The 18,904-nt window shown below is 64.5% G+C and carries 20 protein-coding genes, 1 pseudogene and 1 riboswitch; of the genes and pseudogenes, 8 read left to right on the forward strand and 13 right to left on the reverse strand.

Annotated elements, in window-relative coordinates; translation table 11 throughout:
- Nucleotides 1–22: 22 nt before the first annotated feature.
- Nucleotides 23–227: riboswitch (cobalamin riboswitch) on the reverse strand.
- 160 nt (nucleotides 228–387) lie between these two features.
- Nucleotides 388–1,134: an outer membrane beta-barrel protein gene (locus AC25ND_RS24730; RefSeq protein ID WP_028691804.1), complete on the forward strand. Its 747-nt coding sequence runs from the start codon at nucleotides 388–390 to the stop codon at nucleotides 1,132–1,134.
- A gap of 59 nt (nucleotides 1,135–1,193) precedes the next feature.
- On the opposite strand, the gene AC25ND_RS24735 is transcribed toward AC25ND_RS24730, so the two are convergent.
- From AC25ND_RS24735 to lpxO, 3 genes are all read right to left on the reverse strand, one after another.
- Nucleotides 1,194–1,763, reverse strand: coding sequence for a GNAT family N-acetyltransferase (locus tag AC25ND_RS24735; protein WP_028691803.1), 570 nt, complete (start codon nucleotides 1,761–1,763; stop codon nucleotides 1,194–1,196).
- Between the two features lie 79 nt (nucleotides 1,764–1,842).
- Nucleotides 1,843–2,187 (reverse strand): carboxymuconolactone decarboxylase family protein, encoded by a 345-nt coding sequence (locus AC25ND_RS24740; protein ID WP_062359743.1) that lies wholly within the window; start codon nucleotides 2,185–2,187, stop codon nucleotides 1,843–1,845.
- 159 nt (nucleotides 2,188–2,346) lie between these two features.
- The gene (lpxO, locus tag AC25ND_RS24745; protein ID WP_028691801.1) at nucleotides 2,347–3,246 is read right to left on the reverse strand and encodes a lipid A hydroxylase LpxO; all 900 of its coding nucleotides are present in this window, start codon (nucleotides 3,244–3,246) and stop codon (nucleotides 2,347–2,349) included.
- A 215-nt stretch (nucleotides 3,247–3,461) separates the two neighbouring features.
- On the opposite strand from lpxO, the gene thpR reads away from it, so the two are divergent.
- The gene (gene thpR / locus AC25ND_RS24750; protein WP_088852903.1) at nucleotides 3,462–4,007 is read left to right on the forward strand and encodes an RNA 2',3'-cyclic phosphodiesterase; all 546 of its coding nucleotides are present in this window, start codon (nucleotides 3,462–3,464) and stop codon (nucleotides 4,005–4,007) included.
- Between the two features lie 105 nt (nucleotides 4,008–4,112).
- On the opposite strand, the gene AC25ND_RS24755 is transcribed toward thpR, so the two are convergent.
- On the reverse strand, nucleotides 4,113–4,712 hold the full coding sequence (locus AC25ND_RS24755) for an NAD(P)H-dependent oxidoreductase (protein ID WP_186596791.1): 600 nt from the start codon (nucleotides 4,710–4,712) through the stop codon (nucleotides 4,113–4,115).
- Between the two features lie 93 nt (nucleotides 4,713–4,805).
- Between AC25ND_RS24755 and AC25ND_RS24760 the strand changes: the two genes are divergently transcribed.
- On the forward strand, nucleotides 4,806–5,402 hold the full coding sequence (locus AC25ND_RS24760) for a TetR/AcrR family transcriptional regulator (RefSeq protein ID WP_028691798.1): 597 nt from the start codon (nucleotides 4,806–4,808) through the stop codon (nucleotides 5,400–5,402).
- A gap of 37 nt (nucleotides 5,403–5,439) precedes the next feature.
- On the opposite strand, the gene AC25ND_RS24765 is transcribed toward AC25ND_RS24760, so the two are convergent.
- Complete coding sequence (locus AC25ND_RS24765) at nucleotides 5,440–6,345, reverse strand: AraC family transcriptional regulator (RefSeq protein ID WP_028691797.1); 906 nt, start codon at nucleotides 6,343–6,345, stop codon at nucleotides 5,440–5,442.
- A 178-nt stretch (nucleotides 6,346–6,523) separates the two neighbouring features.
- Here AC25ND_RS24765 and AC25ND_RS24770 point away from each other — a divergent pair, with 178 nt between their 5' ends.
- Nucleotides 6,524–7,576: an NAD(P)-dependent alcohol dehydrogenase gene (locus tag AC25ND_RS24770; protein ID WP_186596793.1), complete on the forward strand. Its 1,053-nt coding sequence runs from the start codon at nucleotides 6,524–6,526 to the stop codon at nucleotides 7,574–7,576.
- A gap of 38 nt (nucleotides 7,577–7,614) precedes the next feature.
- On the opposite strand, the gene AC25ND_RS24775 is transcribed toward AC25ND_RS24770, so the two are convergent.
- The gene (locus AC25ND_RS24775) at nucleotides 7,615–8,274 is read right to left on the reverse strand and encodes a DUF3313 domain-containing protein (RefSeq protein ID WP_062359752.1); all 660 of its coding nucleotides are present in this window, start codon (nucleotides 8,272–8,274) and stop codon (nucleotides 7,615–7,617) included.
- Nucleotides 8,271–8,609, reverse strand: coding sequence for a hypothetical protein (locus AC25ND_RS24780; protein ID WP_028691794.1), 339 nt, complete (start codon nucleotides 8,607–8,609; stop codon nucleotides 8,271–8,273). The genes AC25ND_RS24775 and AC25ND_RS24780 overlap by 4 nt, the downstream gene beginning before the upstream one ends.
- Before the next feature lie 152 nt (nucleotides 8,610–8,761).
- Between AC25ND_RS24780 and AC25ND_RS24785 the strand changes: the two genes are divergently transcribed.
- Nucleotides 8,762–9,475, forward strand: a complete 714-nt coding sequence (locus tag AC25ND_RS24785) for a response regulator (protein ID WP_186596797.1) — start codon at nucleotides 8,762–8,764, stop codon at nucleotides 9,473–9,475.
- Nucleotides 9,472–10,806 carry an ATP-binding protein gene (locus tag AC25ND_RS24790; RefSeq protein ID WP_062359755.1) on the forward strand — a complete coding sequence of 445 codons (1,335 nt, stop codon included), beginning with the start codon at nucleotides 9,472–9,474 and terminating at the stop codon, nucleotides 10,804–10,806. Before AC25ND_RS24785 ends, AC25ND_RS24790 begins: the two co-directional genes overlap by 4 nt.
- A gap of 5 nt (nucleotides 10,807–10,811) precedes the next feature.
- Here the strand turns inward: AC25ND_RS24790 and AC25ND_RS24795 are convergent, their stop codons facing one another.
- Nucleotides 10,812–12,119: a phosphate ABC transporter substrate-binding/OmpA family protein gene (locus AC25ND_RS24795; protein WP_186596799.1), complete on the reverse strand. Its 1,308-nt coding sequence runs from the start codon at nucleotides 12,117–12,119 to the stop codon at nucleotides 10,812–10,814.
- Nucleotides 12,120–12,221: 102 nt separating this feature from the next.
- Nucleotides 12,222–13,619, reverse strand: a complete 1,398-nt coding sequence (locus tag AC25ND_RS24800) for a purine-cytosine permease family protein (protein WP_062359759.1) — start codon at nucleotides 13,617–13,619, stop codon at nucleotides 12,222–12,224.
- A gap of 261 nt (nucleotides 13,620–13,880) precedes the next feature.
- On the opposite strand from AC25ND_RS24800, the gene AC25ND_RS24805 reads away from it, so the two are divergent.
- Nucleotides 13,881–14,768 (forward strand): EamA family transporter, encoded by an 888-nt coding sequence (locus AC25ND_RS24805; RefSeq protein WP_069017238.1) that lies wholly within the window; start codon nucleotides 13,881–13,883, stop codon nucleotides 14,766–14,768.
- Between the two features lie 18 nt (nucleotides 14,769–14,786).
- On the opposite strand, the gene AC25ND_RS24810 is transcribed toward AC25ND_RS24805, so the two are convergent.
- Entirely contained in the window at nucleotides 14,787–15,401 is a 615-nt protein-coding gene (locus AC25ND_RS24810; RefSeq protein ID WP_028691788.1) for a LysE family translocator, read from the reverse strand.
- A gap of 34 nt (nucleotides 15,402–15,435) precedes the next feature.
- Nucleotides 15,436–16,356 (reverse strand): LysR family transcriptional regulator, encoded by a 921-nt coding sequence (locus AC25ND_RS24815; protein WP_088852897.1) that lies wholly within the window; start codon nucleotides 16,354–16,356, stop codon nucleotides 15,436–15,438.
- A 104-nt stretch (nucleotides 16,357–16,460) separates the two neighbouring features.
- Between AC25ND_RS24815 and nfsB the strand changes: the two genes are divergently transcribed.
- Nucleotides 16,461–17,114: an oxygen-insensitive NAD(P)H nitroreductase gene (nfsB, locus tag AC25ND_RS24820; protein ID WP_028691787.1), complete on the forward strand. Its 654-nt coding sequence runs from the start codon at nucleotides 16,461–16,463 to the stop codon at nucleotides 17,112–17,114.
- 93 nt (nucleotides 17,115–17,207) lie between these two features.
- Here nfsB and AC25ND_RS24825 read toward each other — a convergent pair whose 3' ends face one another.
- On the reverse strand, nucleotides 17,208–18,221 hold the full coding sequence (locus AC25ND_RS24825) for a DUF6708 domain-containing protein (RefSeq protein ID WP_486976636.1): 1,014 nt from the start codon (nucleotides 18,219–18,221) through the stop codon (nucleotides 17,208–17,210).
- Between the two features lie 182 nt (nucleotides 18,222–18,403).
- A pseudogene (locus AC25ND_RS24830) lies at nucleotides 18,404–18,904 on the reverse strand (hypothetical protein); the annotation flags it as partial.

Here is an 18,904-nt window from a genome sequence, read left to right on the forward strand (position 1 = left end):
CCTGCGCCCGCCCACCGCGGGTTGCCAAGTAGCGTCTCAGGCCGGTCTCCGGGCTTGCGAGGGGCATGAAGCCTTCACCTTCCCATGCGTGCGCACAGTGGTCTGTCGAAGGATTCACTCGCTTACCGTTGCGGGGGCAGCGCCGGACTTGTCGTGACAACGACGCACCGGCTTCCCGTTTCACCCTGCGCACGGCGGCGCAGGACACCTGAAACTGGCGCGCATCTGACCATTGAACGGGCAGTGAGTCAATCGTTCGAGTGGGTGGGGAAACTGTGACGGACAGGGCGGTTTAGAGCGGTTTGCCAAATTTTTTCGAACTTTTGCCAAGCCCGTTGTCTCGAACCGGTCGTTCGCCATTCATTCACGTCATGGAGACTTTTGCGAATGTTTACCCGTAACCTGCTGCGCCACGCCTGCCTGCTTGCCCTGCTCGGTGCCCCTCTGGCTGCCACGGCGGCACCGAGTACCGACCCGCTGTTCACCCTCGGCTTGCTGGGGTCCTACGACAAGTTCAAGTTCGAGGGAGGAAGCGAATCGGACAAGGAACACATGGGCCAGGGCGGTGTGTTCGCCACGTTCGGCAACAAGATGACCGCCGAATCCGGGTTCATCTACCAGATCGGTGCCGAGGCCAAGTATGGCAAGAAGAACGACAACAAGCTCAAGGAAGCCCAGGCCGACCTCGACCTGGGCTGGCGCGCCGCACTGGATGCGCGCAACTTCGTCGACCTGACGGTGGGCGGCGGGTACAGCTGGACCCGCTTCGAGCCCGAGATCAACGATCTTGATACACGGCTGACCTACAAGTCGCCGTTCGCCAAGGCAGCGCTGGGCTACAACCACCAGTTCGACGCGTCGACCCTGCGCGTGGAGGTGGGCGCGCGCCACACCATTGATGGCCGCGCGCGGCTCAAAGTCGATGATTTCGGCAGCGACAGCGTCGACATGAAGGACCGCACCAATCCGTATGCGGAGGTCACGCTGCTGATGAACCAGCAGGGCGGCATGCCGGTGCAGGTGGGGGCGTACTACACCCGTACCGAATACAAGCTGGACGAGGATACACCGGTGGCCGACAACACCAAGCTCAAGCGCGACGAGTTTGGGGTGAAGGTGGGGTTGGCGTTCTGATCGGTTGAGCCTGCGCTGATTCCGTCGCGGGGCAGGCCCGCGATGGATTCAGCTGCCTCTTATCGCCCGCGTCGGCGCGACACCCGCGCCTCGATGTTCTTGCGCCCGATCAGCAGCGCCGGTTTTTCCACGACCGGCTCATCGGCCAGCCACTTGTACATCACCAGGCAGTCCACCAGGCCCAATTCGGCATGGCGGTATGCCTTGGGCAGTCGCCCGACGGTCTCGAAACCGAGCTTGTGCCAAAGCGCCACGGCCACCTCGTTGCTCGCTACCACCGAGTTGAATTGCAGGGCCAGGAAGCCCTCCTGGCGCGCCAGCTTCTGCGAGTGCTCGCACATCAGCCTGGCCACGCCCCGGCCGCGTGCCTGTTCGCAGACCATGTAGCCGCAGTTGCCGACATGTCCCCCGGGGCCGGCGGCATTGGCCTTGAGGAAGTAGGAGCCAAGCAGCACGCCGTCTTCATCGGCCACCAGTGTGCGCAGCGGGGTTTCCAGCCACAGCCGGCGCGCCTGGTCGAAATCCAGGGCGGGGTCGAAGGCGTAGGTCTGGCGGGCCTGGACGATGGCCTGGAAGGTCGGCCAGAAGCGCTCGAAGTCTTCCGGGGTCATGGGGCGGATCTGGATCATGGTGGTTCCTGCACGGGCTGAGGCGCCAAGTCTGGGTGTCGCGGCGCCCGCGCGCAAGGGCGCCCACGCCGCAACCTGCTCAGGCGTCGGCCTTGCCCACGGCGTCTAGCGCCCTGGCCGAGTAGACCAGCGCGGCGCCGGCATTCATCGCCACCGCCACGCCCAGGGCCTCGGCAATCTCTTCGCGGGTGGCGCCGTGCTTGACCGCCTGTTGCGAATGCACGGCGATGCAGCCGTCGCAGCGCGTGGTGACCGCCACGGCCAGGGAGATCAGCTCGCGGGTCTTGGCGTCCAGGTGGTTGGTCTTGGCCCCGGCGCCGCTGGCGGTCATGTAGCCGGCCACGGTATCGGGAGAGAGTTGCTTGAGATCGCCGATGCCGGCCATCAACTGCTTACGGTAGGCGTCCCAGTCCATCATGCTCATCGTCTTCACCTTGTCAGGTTGGCAACAGGAGCTATCAGGCTAGTCGATGTTTGGCGGGGGATGAGGCGTAGGTGATCTTGGTAGAAGCGGCCTTGCGGCCCTTTCGCGACACACGGCCGCTCCCACAGGGGCGTGGGGCGGCCGATAGACAGTGGCAGGTCAGATATAGATGAACACCAGCACCAGCGCCGCGACCACCGCCCACTTCTCCAGGTAATAGCGGGTGCGGTTGCGTTTCTTCATCGCCTTGCCGCGCTCGCGGATCTTGTAGATGCGGGTGAACAGGCGGTTGATGCCGCCGGTCTTGTCGCTGGCATCGTTGGGCGCGGCGGCGGCGGCCATGACGTTGCGGCTGAACCAGCGGTTGAACGCTGCGGCCCAGCGGTACTTGAGCGGGCGCTCGACGTCGCAGAACAGGATGATGCGGTTGTGCTCGGTGGTGTTGGCCGCGTAGTGGATGTAGGTCTCGTCGAACACCACGCCCTCGCCGTCACGCCAGGAGTACTTCTCGCCGTCCACGTCGATGTAGCAGCCATCGTCGTTGGGCGTGTCCAGGCCCAGGTGGTAGCGGTAGGAGCCGGCGTACGGGTCGCGGTGGCGCACCAGCTTGGCGCCCGGCGGCAGGGTGGCGAACATCGCCGCCTTGACCGTGCCGATGCCGGCGAGCAGCTCGGTGGTGCGTGGGCACAGGGTCATCGCCGAGGGATGGCTCTCGCCGTACCACTTCAGGTAGAAGCGCTTCCAGCCGGTCTTGAAGAACGAGTTGAAACCGACGTCGTCATAATTGTCGGACTTTTTGATCTCGCCGGCCTGCAGCAGCTGCTGGCCTTCCTTGCGGATTTCCTGCCAGTGGTCCTGCAGCACCTGCAACTCGGGGAAGGCGCTGACCGGCAGGTACGGCTTGGCCGGATGCTTGGAGAACAGGTAGAGGAAGGCGTTGACCGGGGCCAGGAAGCTGGAGTGGTCGCCCAGCTGGCGTGTCAGCTTGTGACGAACCCGACCGCGCAGGTGAACATAGGCGATCGAGAGGACGAAGATCAGTACGAGTGCAATTTTCATGGACGATTACTTGTCGAAAAATGGCCATGCGCCATGGCGTAAGCCCGCCAGCATAAACAATCGTGGCGTGGGTTTGTACTTATTGTTACGTCTTGTCTGGCCGACTTAGGTGCAATGGCTGACAGGTTGCGCAAACGATTCAACAGTTTATGTAGCTGTTTTGCGTGGGCAGAACGCTACACTCGATGACGCGAACCGTTACCAGGGAGACTCCAATGGTCCAGGATCAGCGCCCCAGCGGCGCGCCGTTCAAACGGTTGTTCTTCGCCTTGCCGGTCAGCGACGAACAATGCCGCGCCCTGGCGCAGTGGCGTCGAAGCCTGAACCTGCGCAGCGGCAAACCGGTGCCAGCGGAGAATTTCCACGTCACCTTGCTGTTTCTCGGTGACGTGGACGCCGAGCAGGTGCCGGCGATCTGCACGGCGGTCGATCAGCTCAGGCGGCCGGTCGCACCGCCACGCTTGCTGCTCGACCGTCTGCAGGTCTGGCCACGGGCCAGCGCGCTGGTGCTGGAGGCGCAGCAGGCACCCGCAGCGCTGCTGCAACTGGTGTATGGCCTGCAACAGGCGCTGTTGCCCCTGGGCGTGGAGGCGGCAAACCGTGAGTACCGCCCGCACCTGACCCTGGCCAGGGACTTTCGCGGCCAGCCGCCGGAGGCCGGCACGGCGCCGGAATTCTTCCTTGCCGCGCGGCACTTCACGCTCTACGAATCGCGCAAGGGCCGTTACTGGCCCTTGGCGCAATGGCCGTTGAGCGCGTGAGCGGCGATCACAACTCAGGCGTGTACTTGACCGAGAACATCACGGTGCGCGGCTCGCCGTGGTTGTTGCTGCCGTTGAGCTGGTTGAAGCCTGCCCGTTGGCATATCAGGCCGCAGCTTCCTGGCCTTCGAACAGGGTCGATCCCAGTTGGCGGGCTTGCGGCAGAAGGCTAGCGGGGGCTGCGCCTTCACTGTCGGTGAACAGGGTCGAACTAATGACCCGGGCACCGCAGTAGTCGAAAATGCCGTGCTCGATCTGCACGCGCATGGCCTCGCCATAGCCATGGCGCTCGAAGGTGCCGGCATCGGCGCCGGCCACGCCGACCAGGTGCGCGGTCATACCGTGCAGCAGCTTGGTAGTGGCGCCGTCGGCGGCCTGGTCGAAGGCCCAGCCGTTGCTGAACACCCGCTCGACCCAGCCCTTGAGCAGGGCCGGCAGCGACCACCAGTAGATGGGGAAGACCATGACCACGGTGTCGGCACGTTCAATGCGGGCTTGTTCTGCCAGCACATCGGCGGGAGGCTTGCCCAGGCGCCGATGCACGGCGTGGTCGGCCAGGCCGAAGCGTGGGTCGAAACCTTCACGGGCCAGGTCGGCGAACTCGCTGGTATGGCCGGCGGCGTGCAGGCCCTCGGCCACTTGCTGGGCAAGGGCGTGGGTGAGGGAGTCGGAATCGTGGTGACCGATGACAATCAAGGCATGCATGGTGGAATCTCCAGAATCAGGATGCAGGGACACCGGGAGCGTTATATACTCGAGGTAAGTTACGTTTAGTAAGTTACTTTTGGTAGGTAATCGATGTCAAGCGAGGAAAAGTCCGCGCCGCGCAAACGCCTGTCCCGCGAGGAGCGCCGCCGTCAATTGCTGGACGTGGCCTGGCGGTTGGTACGCGAGGAGGGCACCGATGCCCTGAGCCTGGGGCGCCTGGCCGAGCAGGCCGGGGTGACCAAGCCGGTGGTGTACGACCACTTCGAGACCCGCAACGGCTTGTTGCTGGCGCTGTACCAGGAATACGACGCCCGCCAGACGGCCATGCTCGACAAGGCCCTGGCCGGCTGCCCGGCAGGCCTGCCGGAGCGGGCCTGGGTGATTGCCGAGGCCTATGTGGATTGTGTGGCGACCCAGGGCAGGGAGATCCCCGGGGTCAGCGCCGCGCTGGCCGGCTCGCCAGAGCTGGAGGCGCTAAAGCGAGGCTATGACGGGCCGTTCATGGACAAGTGCCGCGAGGCGCTAATGCCATTCGCGCCGGGTGGCGATATCGGCGTGGCCGGGTTGTGGGTGCTGGTGGGAGCGGCGGACGCGTTGTCCCTGGCGGCGGCGGCCGAAGAACTGACGGCTGAAGCGGCCAAGCGCGAACTGCAGGCGACTATCGTGGCGATGGTTCTGCGGCAGTAATTTGGGGGAGCTCCAGTTCAAGATTGCCGGGCTCCAGTCAGGCCGGCAGGCTCTGGTATGGCTGTTCCTCGCCCGGACTGCGGGCGAACTGGCGCTTGTACTCGCGGCTGAACTGCGAGGTGCTTTGGTAGCCGACCCGGTGCGCCACCTGGGCCACGCCCAGCCCTTCGCCGATCAGCATCTGCTGCGCCTTGAGCAGGCGCAGGCGCTTGAGGTACTGCATCGGTGCCAGGTCAGTGCAGCGCTTGAAGTGTTCGTGGAAGGTCGACACGCTCATGTTCGCCCGGCTGGCCAGCTCATCCACCCCTAGCGGCTCGGCGTAGTGCTCGCGCAGGTAGGCCAGGGCCGAGCCGATCCGGGCGAAATGCCCCTGCTGCTCGACCAGTGCCCGCAGCACGCTGGCCTGTGGCCCGCGCAAGGCGGTATAGAGCACTTCGCGTACCCGCGCCGGCCCCAGCACCTTGGCATCCAGCGGGTCCTGCAGGCACTGCAGCAGGCGCTCGACGCTGTCGCGCATGGCTGTGTCCAGCGCTGCAGAAGTCATCGATTGTGGCGTCTGTGCCTGCACCGCGGCATCCGGCCCCAGGTCCATGCTTTGCACCAGCTCGCCGAGCAGGGCACGGTCGATGTCCACCGCCACGCCGAGCAGCGGTGCCTGTGGCGTGGCGAAGGTCTCGCACATGAACGGCACCGACAGCGCCTGTACCAGATAATGCCCGGCACCGTACTCCAGGGTGCGTGGGCCCAGGCGCGCCAGTTTGCTGCCCTGGGCGAGGATGATCAGGCTGGGTTCGTAGATCTGCGGGCTGCTGGCCACATAGTGGTCCCAGGTGAGGATCTGGACCTGGGGCAGGGCGGTGGGCACGAACCCCGGGCCTGTGGCGAGGGCGCGGATCAGCGAGCAGAGCGTGGCATTGGCATCCACATGGCGAGTCAGGTGCATGGTGAACCCGGGCAGAGAATCAGACACTGGCATCTTCGCAGATTAGCGGGGGCATGCCAGAGGTAGGCGACAAGGTCCGGAGAATCAGGCATGCATGCCGGAGAATCGGCTGTGGGCGAGTCTGGTAGCGGCGCGCAGAATGCGCCGCCTGAATCGTTTCACTCGCACGAGGTACCCCATGTACACCGCTATCGGTTACGCCGCCCAATCCTCCTCCAGCCCCCTGGCTCCCATGACCTTCCAGCGCCGCAGTCCGCGGCCCGACGATGTGGTCATCGAGATCCTCTACTGTGGTGTGTGCCACTCCGATATCCACCAGGCCCGTAACGAATGGGGCATCGCCGTGTACCCGCTGATGCCGGGCCACGAGATCGTCGGTCGGGTCAGCGCGGTGGGCGCGCAGGTCAGCCGTTACCAGGTCGGCGATCTGGTCGGCGTCGGTTGCATGGTCGACTCCTGCCGCCATTGCGAGGCCTGTCGCCAGGACGTCGAGCAGTATTGCCTGGAAGGCCCGACCATGACCTATGCCACCCCCGACCGGGTCGACGGCAGCAATACGATGGGCGGCTATTCCAACAGCATCGTGGTCAGCGAGCATTTCGTCCTGCGCATACCCGAGGGCATGGACCTGGCCAGCGCGGCGCCGATTCTTTGCGCCGGCATCACCACCTATTCGCCCCTCAAGCATCACGGCGTAGGCCCTGGGCACAAGGTGGGCGTGCTGGGCATGGGCGGCCTGGGCCACATGGGCATCAAGCTGGCCAAGGCCCTGGGCGCGGAAGTGACCCTGTTCACCCGCTCCGCATCCAAGGCCGAGGAAGCCCGTCGCCAGGGCGCCGATCATGTGATCGTCTCCACTGATGCCGAACAGATGCGCAGCGCGGCGGGCCGCTTCGATTTCCTGCTCGACACCATACCGGTACAGCACGACCTCAACCCCTACCTGCAAACCCTGAAGTTCGATGGCGTGCATATCCTGGTCGGGCTGATCGAACCGATTGACCCGCCAGTGCATGCGGCCAACCTGGTGATGCAGCGTCGGATACTCGCCGGCTCCCTGATCGGTGGTATTGCCGAAACCCAAGAGGTGCTCGACTTTTGCGCCGAGCATGGAATCAGCTGCGATATCGAAATGCTCGACATCCGCAACATCAACCAGGCGTACGAGCGGATGATTGCCGGCGACGTGAAGTACCGCTTCGTCATCGACATGGCCACGCTCAAGGCCTGATCCTGCCGTGGAGCGGGCTTACCCTTCGATGCCTTGCGCTACCTGAGCGGCGCAGCATATCCCTGGCGCAGGTCCATGGCCCAGCCATCGAGTACGGCCTTGACGTTGTCGGCGGTCATCACCTGTCGGTCGTTAGCCAGCGGCACGCCAGTACCCGCGAGCATCGCTTCGCCCACCACCTTGCCGCTGGTGCCGGCCTCGAACGACAGCTCGCTGGTGATCGCGCTGTCCCGGTCGCGAATACCCGCGGCGCTGCTCACCCCGGCCGCGACCAGTGTGATCGGCAGCCACTCGTAGAGCCGCAGGCCTTGGGTGTCGGCGCTGATGCGGGTGATGGCCGGCCTGACCACCAGGGTGTTCGGGCCGGGCCTGTCGACCACGGTCATGACCTTGCCCAGTTCGTTGCGCAGTACCGCGTCGTAGTAGTGGATGATGCTGGCGAGGGTGGTCTGGGGAATGCGCGTGCTTGGCTCGGGTGTCGGGTAGAACTGGCTGGGTGCCAGGTACACCTCGATATAGCGGCCCCGTGGCCATTTCGGGTCGGCCCAGCTGAGCACCGTCCCGCCTGAAGGTGCCTGGTGCGGGGTGAGCAGGCCGTAGTCCTTTAGATAACCGGTGGGGGCCGGCTTGTTGCTGCCACACGCGGACAGTCCCAAGCTGGTCGTCAGCACCAGTACCAGAAGGTGACGCCGACTCATGGGTGGCGAACCTCGCGCCGGGCCGGGTGGGCCGCTTGCAGGTGGGGTACATCCTGCGATGTCTGGATGCGCAACTGCCCGCGCGCCATCAGCCAGTGCACGAGGTCACGGACGGGAACGGTGTGGCTGTACTCGACCCATTCGCCAAAAGTCGGCTCATAGTGTTCGAAATACCGGCGCAGGGTGACGTAGCCCTGTTCGCTTGCCAGCTCCAGGCTTTCCTGCTGCACGATCAGGGAACCCGTTTGTCCGCGCTGGGTGTTGCGCTGACTGAGGATCAGGGATGCGCGGCCTTCATGCCCATCGGTGCTGTTGCGGCTGTCGACTATCTTCATGGGGAACCCTCGGTAGTGGAAGGCCGGCAGGGTGAAGGGCCATCGTTGCCAGGTGATGTCTGCTTTGTGTCGGGTGTGACGAAATGTTGCGCGATTGAAATAAATGACCCGCGTGGCGCAATGGTTTTAGATACGCCTTTTTTCGGACCGGTATGACCGTGAGCAGACTGTTGATCGTCGATGACGACGTGGAAATCCTCGCCTTGCTGAAGCAGTTCTTCGTCCAGCACGGCTACGAGGTGGACCTGGCCGCCGAGGGGCAGGCGATGTGGGCGGCCATCGCGCGGCAACGCCCGGATGCGATCATCCTCGACCTGATGCTGCCCGGCGAAGGGGGCCTGGAACTGTGCCAGAAACTGCGCGCGCAGCTTGGGGTGCCGGTCATCATGCTCACTGCCATGGCCGAGCTGAGCGACCGCATCATCGGCCTGGAACTGGGCGCCGACGACTACCTGACCAAACCCTTCGACCCCCGCGAACTGCTGGCCCGCCTGCGTGCCGTGCAACGCCGTGTCGGCGAGCAACTGCCGCGCGGCGAGACGGCGCGGCCGGTGATCGGCTTTGCCGGCTGGCGCCTGGACATCACCTGCCGCGAGTTGCGCTCGCCCGAGCAGGTGATGGTGCCGCTGTCCGGCGCCGAGTTCGACCTGCTGGTGGTGTTTCTCGAACACCCGCAGCGTATTCTCACCCGCGAGCAGTTGATCGACCTGACCCGTGGTCACGGCCATGATGCTTTCGACCGCAGTATCGATGTGCAGGTCAGCCGGCTGCGGCGCAAGATCGAGCCTGACAGCAAGCGCCCGGACCTGATCCGCACGGTGCGCAATGGCGGCTACCTGTTCAGCGCCACGGTGAGCCGTTCGTGATCCGCCGCCTGCTGGGCCGCGATACTTTGCGCAAGCGCATCGCCCTGACCATCTTCACCGCGTTGCTCGCGTCCTTGGCGTTCAATGCCCTGTTCGTCCAGCTAGCCGGCAGCTGGGCACGCCCGCCCATCGACCGTACCGGCCTGCTCGATCAGATCGCCGTGACTACCCATATGATCGAGACCGCGCCGCCAGCGCTGCGTGGGCAACTGGCCGCGGCGGCGAGTACGCCGACGTTGCGGGTAAGTTGGAGCACCCGGCGCGCAGACTTCGGTTTGCCTGGTCCGGGCGTGCCGCTCAATTCCGGACAGGTGCCGGCGATGGCGCAACTGTTGGGACCGTCACGCCCGATCGCGGTGTACAACCCGGGCGACTGGCCTGATGGCAGTGCCGATGCACACTACGTGGCGCTGGTCGGGCTGGACGATGACAGCTGGCTGCTGTTCGTGCCGCCGGAACGCAGCTGGGGCATGAGCGCGACGGCGCGTCTGGCGGTGGTCATCGGTCTGGGCCTGGTGGCGACCCTGCTGGTGGCCTGGCTTGCCACTCGCCAGTTGGCCGCGCCGCTGCAACGCTTCGCCAGTGCGGCGCGGCGCTTTGGCGGCGACCTGCAGGCACCGCCTATCGCTATCGAGGGCCCCGAGGAGATCCGCCAGGCGATCATCGCCTTCAACACCATGCAGGCACAGATCCAGCACTTCATCCGTGAGCGCACCCATATGCTCGCGGCCATCTCCCATGACCTGCGCGCTCCGTTGACGCGCATGCGCCTGCGCAGCGAGTTCATGGAGGATCTGGACCACCAGCGCAAGCTGGTCCGCGATGTCGACGAGATGCAGACGATGATCAACGAGGCCCTGGCGTTCTTCCGCGAGGGCACGCAGTTGGAGCAGCGCACGGCGTACGACCTGTCGGAGCTGTTGCAGACCCTGGTCGACGACTACCGTGACCAGCATCTGGACATCGCCTTCAAGGGCCCGGCACACCTGGTGCATGACGGCCGCCCATTGGCGACCAAGCGGGTGATCGTCAACCTGGTGGAAAACGCCATGAAGTATGCCCGCGATCCGCAGATAACGCTGCGTCGCGCCGCTCACCTGATCGTCATCGAGGTTCGCGACAGTGGCCCAGGTATTCCCGACGAGGCCCTGCAGCAGGTGTTCGAGCCGTTCTACCGGCTGGAGGGCTCGCGCAACCGAGACACCGGCGGCGTCGGCCTCGGCCTTTCGGCCGCCCGTGCCAGCGTGCGCGAGCAGGGCGGCGAACTGACCCTGCGCAATCGCGTTGGCGGTGGGCTGGTGGCGCGGGTCGAACTGCCCGATGGCGGCTGAGCGGGTCAGTACACCCAGACCTCGACCCGGCGGTTGCGCAATCGTCCCTGTTCCAGGTCATTGCCGGCCACCGGCAGTTCGTCGCCCATGCCCGCCACGTCCCTGACCTGCACTCCGGTCCGGGCCAGCTCCCGGCGTACCGCCATGGCCCGCAGGCGTGACAGCAGCGCGGCGCGGCCCGGCGTCTCCTTGGGGTCGCCGAAACCCACCAGCACCACCTTGCCCTGCAACTTGCCGGCCTGGCGCAGGTAATCGCCGACCCGCTGCACATCGCGCAAGGCCTTGTTGTCCAGGCCGGCGCTGCCCTCCTGGAAGCGGAAGTTCACGCTCAGGCGCTGGGCCTCGCCGGCCAACGCCCGGTAACGCGGCGGCATGTCGGTCTGGGCCGCGACCTGCTGTGGCTTGATCTGCTGGGAAACGAAGCCCTGCTCGGCGACGATGGCCTGGCCGGCGGGGCTCTGGGCGAACTCGGCGAGTGCCCTGGCTTGCGGCGCGGAGTGAGCGGGGAGGTAGAAGAACAGTCGACGCGACAATGGGTAGTCCTCGCTGGCCACCAAGGCACGGCTGGGCGCCAATGCCGGTGCGTCGCCTTCGGCCACTGCCAGCGCCTTGGCCCTGTGGACCGTGGCCAGGCCGCTGAAGCCGATGGCCTGGCGGTCGGCCGTGACTTGGGCCGCCAGTTCGTCGGCGGACTCGAAGCGCCGTGCCTCGCTGGCCAGTGTCGCTTTCTGAGGCGCGAGTACCAAGGCCTTGAACGTTTCGAAGGTGCCGGAGCGGTCATCGCGGGCATACAGGTGGATCGCTCCGCCAGGCACGCCCAGTTGCTCCCAGCGCTGCAACTGGCCGGAAAACACCTGGGCCAGTTGCTCGGTGGTCAGTTGGCTGAGCGGGTTGTCCGGGTGAACGATCACCGCCACGCCATCCAGGCCGATCACCTGTTCCGAGCCGGCGCCGCGCAGGTTGCCCAAGGCCTGTAACTGTTGCGCCTCGCTGTCGCTGATCGGTCGCGAGGCCGCGGCCAAGTCAGCCTCACCCCGGGCCAGCGCGGCAAATCCGGTGCTGGTGCCGTGGGCGGCGATTTCTATGCGCACGGGCTGGCCGTTCGCATCAAGGGCGTGGATCTCGGTTTCGTTGGCCGTGGCACCGGGCCAACGCGCGATGGCACTTGCGCCCTGCGCCTGTAGCAGCCCCTGCACCAAGGCCGGGCCAAGGGCCGCGCCGATGGTGTTGGAGCCCTGGATACGCAGTTGCGCGGGCCCGGCGCTAGCCAGGCCCGGGAGCAGGCATAGCAGAAAGAGTAGCAGGCGGGGCATGCCGGAGACCTGTGGCACAGAGTTGCACTGCAGATTACGACAGTTGCTTGACCAAAAAATGACAGCGCCCCGGCGAGCGCTGCCAGCTTTTTGCAACCCGGCTCAGCGCGCCTCAGGCACGATGATCCCGGCCGGCGCCTCGGCCGCCCGGCGGCGGGCCACGCAGTAATACAGCACGCTCGGCACCACCAGGCCGATCAGCCACGACACATCCACGCCACCCAGGTGCGCGACCATGGGCCCGGTGTACAGCTTGGTATCGATGAACGGCATCTGCACCAGCACGCCGAAGGTGTACACGCCGATGCCCGGCCAGTTCCAGCGCCCGTAGCGGCCGTCAGGGTCGGCCAGTGCCGGGATGTCGTAGCGTTCCTTGGTGATGAAGTAGTAGTCCACCAGGTTCACCGCGCTCCATGGCACGAAGAAGGTCAGCAGGAACAGGATGAACGACTTGAACGCAGTGAGGAACGAATGCTGGCCGAGCAGGGCGACCAGTGTCGCAGCGCCGACGATACCAAGCACGAACACCAGGCGCTGGACCCGACTGATCTGCAGGTGACCCCGGAAACCGCTGATGATCGTGGCGATGCACATGAAGCTGCCGTAGCTGTTGAGGGTGGAGATGGTCACCTTGCCAAAGGCAATGCTGAAGTACAGCAGCGCCGCCGTGGTGCCGGCGCCGCCCAGGCCGACGATGTAGGCCACTTCGCGCCCGGAGAACTGGCCACCGGCGATGGCCGCGGCGAACACGCCGAGGATCATCGAGGCCTGGGCGCCGATCACCGAGCCCAGGCCGGCGGCGAGGAAGGTCTTGAGCGGCGAGGTATGGCTGGGCAGGTAGCGCGAGTAGTCGGCCACGTACGGGCCGAAGGCGATCTGCCAGGACGCCGCCAGCGACACCGCCAGCAGGAAGCTGGCCCAGCTGAAGTGGCGGTTGTCGAGCAACTGGCCGATGTCGGCGAGCATCAGGATGCGGCTGAACAGGTAGACGAAGGCGATGATCCCCAGCACGCTGGCCACGCGCCCGATCCAGTGGATCACGCGGTAGCCGGCCAGGGTCGCCAGCACGATCACCCCGGCGAAGATGAGAATACCGGCGCTGTCGCTGATGCTCAGCAACTGGCCGATGGCCTGGCCGGACAGCACCGTGCCGGTGGCGGTGAAGCCCAGGTACATCAGGCACACCAGGGCCATGGGGATGGCCGCGCCGTACACGCCGAACTGTACGCGGCTGGAGATCATCTGCGGTAGCCCCAGGCGCGGGCCCTGGGCGGCGTGCAGGGCCATCACCGCGCCACCGACCAGTTGTCCGAGCAGCAGACCGATCAACGACCAGAACACATCGCCGCCCAGCACCACGGCCAAGGCGCCGGTGACGATCGCGGTAATCTGCAGGTTGGCTCCCAGCCACAGGGTGAATTGGCTGTAGACGCGTCCATGGCGTTCAGACTCGGGGATGTAGTCGATCGAGCGGCGCTCGATCACGGGTTTGCTGGACATCGGGGAGGGCTCCGCTTCGTTGTTTTTGTGAAAGGCGGCGGCTATCGGCGGGATGCAGGGCGGATGGCCGAAGCCCGATATGAGCATGTATATACAAGTCTGGTCAAGTGAAGCTTGCGCAGGTTTTTGTCGGTGTCGCGAGGCCATCACAGCCGACTGTTGCGCAAGGCTGGCGCGCAACTGTGCTGGTCCGAGGCAGCGCGATGCCCTTATGCTGTAACCAAATATGTCTATAGCAAGCCTGAAGAAGGAATGCGTGCCATGCCACTCAAGGACCTGCTGATCGCCCTGGTGGTGATCATCGCCTGGGGCGTCAATTTCGTGGTCATCAAGGTGGGCCTCGACGGCCTGCCGCCGATGCTGCTCGGGGCATTGCGCTTTCTGCTGGTGGCCTTTCCGGCGGTGTTCCTGATCAAGCGTCCGAACTTGCCCTGGCGTTGGCTGATCGCCTACGGCGCGACCATCTCCCTGGGCCAGTTCGCCTTCCTGTTCCAGGCCATGGCCAGTGGCATGCCGCCGGGGCTGGCCTCGCTGGTGCTGCAGTCCCAGGCGTTCTTCACCCTGGGCTTTGCCGCGCTGTTCCTCGGCGAGCGGCTGCGCCTGGCCAGCGTGCTGGGCCTGCTGGTGGCCGCCGGCGGCCTGGCGGTGATCGGCAGCGAGGACAGTGGCCACGTGCCGTTGCTGGCACTGCTGCTGACCCTGTGCGGCGGCGCCATGTGGGGCATGGGCAACATCATCACCCGGCGCTTCGGCAAGGTCGACCTGGTCGCCCTGGTGATCTGGGGCGGGTTGATCCCGCCGCTGCCGTTCCTGGCACTGTCCTGGTGGCTGGAAGGCCCCGAGCGCATCGGCCATGCCCTGGCCAACATCGGCTTAAGCTCGGTGCTGGCCCTGGCCTACCTGGCCTTCGTCGCCACCATGGTCGGCTACAGCCTGTGGAGCACCCTGCTGTCGCGCCATCCGGCAGGCAAGGTGGCGCCATTCTCGCTGCTGGTGCCGGTGGTCGGCCTGAGCTCCTCGGCCCTGCTGCTGGGCGAGCGCCTGAGCGAGGCCCAGGGCTGGGGCGCGCTGCTGGTGATGCTCGGGCTGCTGATCAATGTGTTCGGGCCGCGGCTTGGGGTACGTCTGCGCGCGGCCACCGTGCGCTGAAACGCTGCTGTACAGCTGTCAGCGTTGAGCGAACGCCAGGTTGATGCCAAGCCCGGCGAACGAGGCGGCGAAGCTGCGGCGCAGCCAGGCCTGTACCTGGGGCGAGTCGATCACGGCGCGGCGGAACAGATGGGCGAGCAGGCCGTAGATCACGAAGACGACGAAGGTCATGGCCATGAACACCGCGCTCAGGCCGAGCATCTGCACGGTCGCGGAACCGGCCTGGGGGCTGATGAACTGCGGCAGGAAGGCGAGGAAGAACAGCGTCAGCTTGGGGTTGAGGATGTTCAGCAGGCAGGCCTTGAGCACCAGCTGGCCGGCGGCGGTTGGAGTGGCCTGGGTGTCCACGGCGAAGGCCGCGCGATCGCGCCAGGTGGCATAGGCCAGGTACAGCAGGTAGGCGACGCCGGCGAACTTCAAGCCCTGGAAGGCCAGGGCGCTGGTGTGCAGCAAGGCCGAGAGGCCGAGCACCGAGGCCAGCAGGTGCGGGACGATACCCAGGGTGCAGCCGGTGGCGGTCCACAGGCAGGCGCGGCGCCCGGCCACCAAGGCGCTGGAAACGGTGAGAATGACCCCGCTGCCGGGAATCAGCACGATGATCAGCGCGGTAACGAGAAATTCCAGGCTCGGCATGAATGACAGCTCCTTGCAGTCGGGGGTGGATGCACTATACGCCCGGCGACAGCGGCTGCAACATGCCGTCCGGGCGCAGCGTGGCGAAGCGCTCGCGCAGCCATTGGTGCAACTGGGCCACCGCCGGGGTGAGCTGCTTGCGGTGCGGGCACACCAGGGTCACCGGGGTCAGCTCGCCGGGGTGTTCGGGCAGCAGGACCTCCAGCTCGCCGGCGGCGACATTGGCGCTGACATCCAGCCACGACTTGTAGACGATGCCTTCGCCTTCCAGCGCCCAGCGCCGGACCACATCGGCGTCGTCGCTGAACAGCGGCCCGCGCACCTGCACGGTGCGGTTGCCGAGCCGCCATTTGTCGTAGACCCGGCTTTGCTGCAGGTACAGCAGGCAGTCGTGCTGCTGCAGCTCGTCAGGGCTGCCCGGCCGGCCATGGCGGGCCAGGTAGTCGGGCGAGGCCACCAGCACCCGACGGTTCCACGGCGCCAGCGGCAGGGCGATGTAGTTGGCGTCCTCGTTCTGGCCGTAGCGGATGGCGACATCCACCGGATCGCGGTAGAGGTCGGCCAGCTGGTCGGAGAGGAACAAGCGCAGGCCGAGCCCCGGATGCTCGCGGCGAAACGCGCTGAGCCAGGGCCGCAACAGGTTGCGCCCCATGTCCGAGGGCGCCGCCACCTGCAGCACGCCGCGCAGGCAGCTGTGGCTGCCGTGCAGGTCCTCGCGACCCTGGCGCAGGGCGTCGAGCACGCGCTGGGCGGTGGGCAGGTACAGCTCGCCCTCGGCGGTCAGGCGCAGGCTGCGAGTGGTGCGGGCGAACAGGCGCACATCCAGTTCGCGTTCCAGGCGCTTGATCGCCGCCGCCACCTGGCCGGGCAGCAGGTCGGCCTCGTGGGCCGCGGCGGTGAAGCTGCCCAGGGCGCTGGCACGGGCGAACAGTTCGAGGTCGTTGATGCGCAGCATTTTCACTCCAGGGATGAAAGTGTTGCTGCATTGTGCTGGTTTTTCTTTACCGCCGGGAAGATAAGATGCGGCTCATTCACGATCCCTTTTAGGAATTGCCGTAGATGGATACCGTTGCCCTCGCCAAACGCCGTTACACCACCAAAGCCTACGACGCCAGCCGCAAGATTCCCCAGGCCACCATCGATGCCTTGCTCGAGCAGCTGCGCCACAGCCCGTCCTCGGTCAACTCGCAGCCTTGGCACTTCGTCGTGGCCGACAGCGCCGAAGGCAAGGCGCGCCTGGCCAAGGCCACCGACGAGCGTTTCGCCTACAACAGCCCGAAGCTGCGCGATGCCTCCCATGTGATCGTGTTCGCCGCCCGCACCAACATGACCGAAGGCCACTTGCAGGCGGTGCTGGCGCAGGAGGCCGCCGACGGGCGCTTCCGCACCGAGCAGGCCCGTGATGGCCAGGACCAGACCCGTCGCGGCTACGTCGACCTGCACCGCTATGATTTCAAGGACCTGCAGCACTGGATGGAGAAGCAGGTCTACCTGGCCCTGGGCACCGCACTGCTGGGCGCCGCCGCCCACGGCCTGGACGCCACGCCGATAGAAGGCTTCGACGCAAAGGCCCTGGACGCCGAACTGGGTCTGCGCGAGCAGGGCTTCACCAGCGTAGTGCTGCTGAGCCTGGGCTATCGCAGCGAGGAGGATTTCAATGCCGGGCTGAGCAAGTCGCGGTTGGCGGCGGCGGAGGTGTTTACTTTTCTGTGATTGATGGTAGGTAGGGCTGTACCTTGCAACTATCAGGTGAATAGCCGTGTTCTGGCTGCCACGCCCTCCATGCCGAACGAGATCAGTCTGGCTCTACGGCTGACCGATACTGTCGACCCCATGGGGCGTATCCTTCTCGATATCGGGAGTTTGAATTGGGCTCTTGGGCCGACGTTTAGAGGCACGGTTTTTCCTCTCCGGCCGTTTGCCAGGGCGTATGGCCCAGAGGTAGGCATTTTCCCGCAGCCTTTCCTGGATATGGGGGGGGTAATCGTCAACTGTGGTTAGTGCCGGGACGGGTTTTCCCGGCAGGCCGGCTTCACGGATAATCTTGGGCCATCGAGGCTTCCAGCACAGCAGGAGGCTCATCCAGTGGCCTGTTCCGATGATCAGGAAGGCAGGAGAGATCAGCAGCAGACCGCACTTGATGACGCGTGGTGAACTGCGGAAGTAGTGGGTCAGGCCTTCGAACTGAGGCGTGAAGGCTTGCCAGGGCCAAGGGAAGTGCGAGGTGATGTGGGGGCGCGGTAGCCCCTCCGGTCCGTCATCCATGAAGCGGCGGATAAACTCCCATTCGGCTTGAATCTCCGCGAAATTATTGGCGGATTTGCCGACCCAGATCAGTTCGGGACGCAGTGTGCCAGTAAAAACGGGCGACCATGTGAGTTCCAGCGGCATGCCCATGCCACCTGGTGGTGCATACTTTTTATCAGAGCCGCTGGACGATACGCCGTTCCACGGGAGCGTGACGATCCCTCCGCAGTATGGCGGGCGGTGGAGGTAGACTTGTTGGGTGGTGCGGTTGAAGCGTATCAACAGGTGGCGTGATGTAAACATCTCAAAGCGTGTGAAACGGAAACCATACTTTAGGTAAATCCATAAAAGCCATGGATCCAAGCAGAGAAAGAAAATTGTGGTGATTAGGAGTTCTCCATACGGTTCACCTTGATAATTGTAGGCTAATGCGATTAATTCCTTAATGGAATCAGTGGTGAAATATAACTCGAATGTGATTACCGCTATGATTGCAAGGGAAAGGATGGTGATCAAGCCACGTTTGTCCTCCCACATGCCGCAGCGCATTTCGAGCACATGCTCGTTGTACACGTAGACTGGGCCACGGCTCTTTGGGGTTTCGCATACTGATTTTTTTGCAGCTGCAACGTATTCTTCGTCTTCGCTTTCGTAAACCCCTCTATTTTTGATTGTTTTGTTCTGTTTTTTAAAGGCTTCGCGTTTCTCTTTAGGGTGTATGGCTGCCAGCCATCAGAACCACTCAATAAAATACATTAGATCACCTCGCTCATGGCATTAAACAACGCTTTGAGCTCTTCGGCGTCCTTTAGGTATCCTTTGTCGGATGGTTTAAGGCGGAAACAGCATTTGCTACACCACTTCTCCAATGCGTCGTCATCGATAATGAGTAAAGTTACAGTGGTGCCTAATATAATAGCGCCGCCTATCCAGCTCAAGCGGCTCAGAAACATCATGGCGGCACGGTTGGCTGCCAATTCTGCGGAGAGTGTGGATAAAGTGGAGAATAAGCTGCTTTTCCATGTTTGATTGGCACTCATTGATAGCCATTGGAAAAACGCACTCGCTTTTGAAAACGCAATTCCTCCCTGCCCCAGAATTAGGGCAATCGTAGATACAGCTCTTGTCCTGTATGCTGCGGCAAGCATTGATTCGGTGCGCTCCATGAACCCCACATTCAAAGCGCTTACCTGATCCCCGATGCTGTGCTCCCGATTTCTTTCTGGAGCCTGCCTACCATGATGCGCCCCGACGCC

The sequence above is a fragment of the Pseudomonas sp. P110(2024) genome (assembly GCF_057480795.1).

What these genes read in the sequence shown, in the direction of transcription:
- AC25ND_RS24755 (WP_186596791.1), bottom strand. Translation starts at nt 4,712, where the DNA reads ATGCATGCCTTGATTGTCATCGGTCACCACGATTCCGACTCCCTCACC.
- AC25ND_RS24775 (WP_062359752.1), bottom strand. Translation starts at nt 8,274, where the DNA reads ATGAGTCGGCGTCACCTTCTGGTACTGGTGCTGACGACCAGCTTGGGA.
- AC25ND_RS24780 (WP_028691794.1), bottom strand. Translation starts at nt 8,609, where the DNA reads ATGAAGATAGTCGACAGCCGCAACAGCACCGATGGGCATGAAGGCCGC.
- AC25ND_RS24785 (WP_186596797.1), top strand. Translation starts at nt 8,762, where the DNA reads ATGACCGTGAGCAGACTGTTGATCGTCGATGACGACGTGGAAATCCTC.
- AC25ND_RS24810 (WP_028691788.1), bottom strand. Translation starts at nt 15,401, where the DNA reads ATGCCGAGCCTGGAATTTCTCGTTACCGCGCTGATCATCGTGCTGATT.
- AC25ND_RS24770 (WP_186596793.1), top strand. Translation starts at nt 6,524, where the DNA reads ATGTACACCGCTATCGGTTACGCCGCCCAATCCTCCTCCAGCCCCCTG.
- AC25ND_RS24815 (WP_088852897.1), bottom strand. Translation starts at nt 16,356, where the DNA reads ATGCTGCGCATCAACGACCTCGAACTGTTCGCCCGTGCCAGCGCCCTG.
- AC25ND_RS24730 (WP_028691804.1), top strand. Translation starts at nt 388, where the DNA reads ATGTTTACCCGTAACCTGCTGCGCCACGCCTGCCTGCTTGCCCTGCTC.
- AC25ND_RS24795 (WP_186596799.1), bottom strand. Translation starts at nt 12,119, where the DNA reads ATGCCCCGCCTGCTACTCTTTCTGCTATGCCTGCTCCCGGGCCTGGCT.
- AC25ND_RS24760 (WP_028691798.1), top strand. Translation starts at nt 4,806, where the DNA reads ATGTCAAGCGAGGAAAAGTCCGCGCCGCGCAAACGCCTGTCCCGCGAG.
- AC25ND_RS24735 (WP_028691803.1), bottom strand. Translation starts at nt 1,763, where the DNA reads ATGATCCAGATCCGCCCCATGACCCCGGAAGACTTCGAGCGCTTCTGG.
- AC25ND_RS24765 (WP_028691797.1), bottom strand. Translation starts at nt 6,345, where the DNA reads ATGCACCTGACTCGCCATGTGGATGCCAATGCCACGCTCTGCTCGCTG.
- thpR (WP_088852903.1), top strand. Translation starts at nt 3,462, where the DNA reads ATGGTCCAGGATCAGCGCCCCAGCGGCGCGCCGTTCAAACGGTTGTTC.
- lpxO (WP_028691801.1), bottom strand. Translation starts at nt 3,246, where the DNA reads ATGAAAATTGCACTCGTACTGATCTTCGTCCTCTCGATCGCCTATGTT.
- AC25ND_RS24805 (WP_069017238.1), top strand. Translation starts at nt 13,881, where the DNA reads ATGCCACTCAAGGACCTGCTGATCGCCCTGGTGGTGATCATCGCCTGG.
- AC25ND_RS24800 (WP_062359759.1), bottom strand. Translation starts at nt 13,619, where the DNA reads ATGTCCAGCAAACCCGTGATCGAGCGCCGCTCGATCGACTACATCCCC.
- nfsB (WP_028691787.1), top strand. Translation starts at nt 16,461, where the DNA reads ATGGATACCGTTGCCCTCGCCAAACGCCGTTACACCACCAAAGCCTAC.
- AC25ND_RS24740 (WP_062359743.1), bottom strand. Translation starts at nt 2,187, where the DNA reads ATGAGCATGATGGACTGGGACGCCTACCGTAAGCAGTTGATGGCCGGC.